Below are 3,224 nucleotides of genomic sequence, written 5' to 3' on the forward strand. Positions count from 1 at the left end.
CTCGCCCGCGCCGAGCGCGCCCAGCACGACTTCACCGCCCTGGAGACCCGGGTCGCCGGCCTCGACGCCGGCGAGGAGGGTCTCGACGCCGAGCACGAGGCGGCCGTCGCCGCGCTCGAGGACATCGAGGAGCGTCTCACCAAGACCCGCGAAGAGGCCCAGCAGGCCGACCGCGACAAGTCCGCCCTCGGCGCCCGCAAGGAGGCGCTCGAGCTCGGCCTGGCCCGCAAGGACGGCGCCGGAGCGCTCCTCGCGGCGTCCGACTCGCTCTCCGGGCTGCTCGGCTCGGTCGCCGCTCTCGTCAACGTGCGCTCGGGCTACGAGACCGCCATCGCCAACGCCCTCGGCGCCGCGGCCGACGCGGTCGCGGTCACCGACGCCGACGCCGCGGTCGCGGCGATCAGCCATCTCAAGGACGACGACCTCGGTCGCGCCGGGCTGCTGCTCGGTGGCGGCGCCGACGACCGCAGCGGCTGGCCCGCCCTGCCGGGCAGCACGCCGTACGCCGCGGACGTGGTGGACTGCCCCGCCGAGGTGCGCCCGGCGCTGACCCGGCTGCTCCACAAGACCGCCGTCGTCGACGACCTGGCCGCCGCCCGCAGCCTGGTCGCGGACTACCCCGACGTGGTGGCGGTGACCCGCGACGGCGACCTGCTCGGCGCCCACTTCGCCGCCGGCGGGTCCAACGCCCAGCAGAGCCTCATCGAGATCCAGGCCGCCGTCGACGAGGCGACGGCTTCCCTCGCGGAGGCGGTCGCCGCGAGCGAGCGGCTCGGCTTCGACCTGGCCCGGCTCGAGGGCGAGCGTGAGGAGGCCAAGCGTCGCTCCGACGTCGCCCTCGCCAAGCTGCACGAGTCCGACGCCTCGCTGGCCGCCGTCGCCGAGGAGCTCGGCCAGCTCGGCTCGCTCGCCCGGTCGGCGCGTGCCGAGGCCGAGCGTCTCGCCGAGGCGATCGCCCAGGCCGAGACCGCTCGTAGCCAGGCGTCGGCCGGCATCGCCGAGCTCGAGGAGCGCCTCGCCACCGCGGAGGGGACGGGCGAGGAGGAGCCCGAGACCGACGACAAGGAACGGCTGGTCCAGGAGGCCCGCACCGCCCGCCAGAGCGAGATGGAGGCGCGGCTCTCGCTGCGGACCTCCGAGGAGCGCGGCCGCGCGCTGCACGGCCGGGTCGACCAGATCCGCAGGGCCGCCGAGGGCGAGCGGCAGGCCCGCGCCCGTGCCGCCGAGCGGCGCGAGCGGCTGCTCCGCGAGGGCCGGGCGGGTCGCGCCGTCGCCGGCGCGGTGTCCTACGTCCTCGGCCGGCTCGAGGTCTCCATCGACCGCGCGTTGCGCACCCGTCAGGACATCGAGGAGTCGCGGCGCGGCCGCGAGCAGGAGCTGATGGCCGTGCGCGGTCGGCTCCGCGGCCTCGGCCAGGAGCACGACGAGCTCGTCAACTCCGTCCACCGCGACGAGATGGCCCGCGCGCAGCAGCGGATGCGGATCGAGCAGATCGAGGCCAAGGCGCTCGACGAGCTCGGCATCGAGGCCGAGGTCCTGATGGCCGAGTACGGCCCCGACCAGCCGGTGCCGGTGTGGGACGTCCCCGCAGACGACGCGCCCGCGGCTGCCGTCGAGGACGATGCCGCTGCCGAGGAGGCCGAGCCGCGGACCGTCCCCTTCGTCCGTGAGGAGCAGGTCAAGCGGCTCCGGTCGGCCGAGCGTGCGCTGACCATGCTCGGCAAGGTCAACCCGCTCGCGCTGGAGGAGTTCACGGCGATGGAGGAGCGGCACAAGTTCCTCACCGAGCAGCTCGAGGACCTCCGCGCGACCCGCAAGGACCTCCTCGACATCGTCAAGGACGTCGACGCCCGCGTGGAGCAGGTCTTCACCGAGGCCTACGCCGACGTCACCAAGGCGTTCGACCAGACCTTCGCGCGGCTGTTCCCGGGCGGCGAGGGACGGCTGGTGCTCACCGACCCGTCCAACATGCTGACGACCGGCATCGAGGTCGAGGCCCGGCCTCCTGGCAAGAAGGTCAAGCGGCTCTCCCTGCTGTCCGGAGGTGAGCGCTCGCTGGTGGCCGTGGCGTTCCTGGTGGCTCTCTTCAAGGCCCGACCGTCGCCGTTCTACATCCTCGACGAGGTCGAGGCGGCGCTCGACGACGTCAACCTGGGCCGCCTGCTGGAGATCTACGAGGAGCTGCGCGAGAACTCCCAGCTGCTCGTCATCACCCACCAGAAGCGCACCATGGAGGTCGGCGACGCCCTCTACGGCGTCACCATGCGCGGCGACGGCGTCTCGACCGTCATCAGCCAGCGGCTCCGGAAGGAGTCCGCGTAGTGCCAGCCGAGCGCCCGCCCCGGTCGTCGTACGTCGCCTGGGACCGCGCCACCCTGCGCTGGGCCGACATCGACGTTTACGGGCACATGAACAACGCCCGTTACTTTGAGCTGATCGACACCGTCGTCAACGACCAGCTCGCCCGGGAGGTCGGCACCGACATCCGCGAGCTGCCGGCGATCGGCGTCGTCGCCGAGGTGTCGTGCCGCTACTTCGCCGAGATCACCTATCCCGGCAGCCTCGACCTCGGGATCTACGTCGAGCGCCTCGGGAGCTCCTCGATCGTCTACCGGGTCGGGCTCTTCCAGGGCGACCCGGAGGGCGAGGGCGCGACCGCCGCGGCTGAGGGGCGCTTCGTCCACGTCTACGTCGACAACACCGACCCGGCCCGGCCGACCACGCCGATGCCGGCCGAGGTGCGCGCCGCCGTGGAGCCGCTCGTCCGTCAGCCCTGACGGGCCTGTCGCGCGGCTTCCCGCTCCGCGACCGCCCGGATGCCGGCGCGCCCTGCTGCCGCGACCTCCAGCAGGTCGAGGTAGTGGTCGAGCCGGGCGGGGTCGAGCACCTGCTCCGACGTGGTGCCCGTGCTGCGGCGAGGCTCGTGGAAGAGCGTGCCGCCGGGGTCGCCGAGGTGCTCGCGGGCGACCCAGGCGTTGGGGGCTGCCCACTGCTCCAGGAACCGGTCGAGGTCGCCCTCGGGCAGGGTGAGCTGATCGCCCTGGTCCTCGCCGCGCAGCGCCCGGACGTGGGCGCGGTTGGAGATCTGCCACGGCTCGGCGCCCTGCTCGAGCCGGTGCAGGTTGAGCACGCGGAGCACCTCGACGGTCTCGGCGCCGAGCCGCTCGTTGCGCACGTCGGCTGCGCTCAGGTCGCCGGCCGGCACGTCGAGGCCGGCGGCGGCG

General features: G+C 74.0%; 3 protein-coding genes. 2 read left to right on the top strand and 1 reads right to left on the bottom strand.

Annotation, left to right across the window (positions count from 1 at the left end):
- Positions 1 to 2,322, top strand: a 2,322-nt coding sequence (locus H0487_RS22270; protein WP_183096389.1) for an SMC hinge domain-related protein, incomplete at its 5' end; no start/stop codon positions are given.
- The gene (locus H0487_RS22275) at positions 2,322 to 2,777 is read left to right on the top strand and encodes an acyl-CoA thioesterase (protein WP_312856064.1); all 456 of its coding nucleotides are present in this window, start codon (positions 2,322 to 2,324) and stop codon (positions 2,775 to 2,777) included. The genes H0487_RS22270 and H0487_RS22275, both read left to right, overlap by 1 nt.
- Here H0487_RS22275 and H0487_RS22280 read toward each other — a convergent pair.
- Positions 2,768 to 3,224: hypothetical protein (locus H0487_RS22280; RefSeq protein WP_183096390.1), on the bottom strand; the 457-nt coding region annotated here is incomplete at its 5' end. The two genes, H0487_RS22275 and H0487_RS22280, sit on opposite strands and share 10 nt — an antisense overlap.

This window comes from Nocardioides stalactiti, from assembly GCF_014180715.1.
GTDB lineage: Bacteria > Actinomycetota > Actinomycetes > Propionibacteriales > Nocardioidaceae > Nocardioides > Nocardioides stalactiti.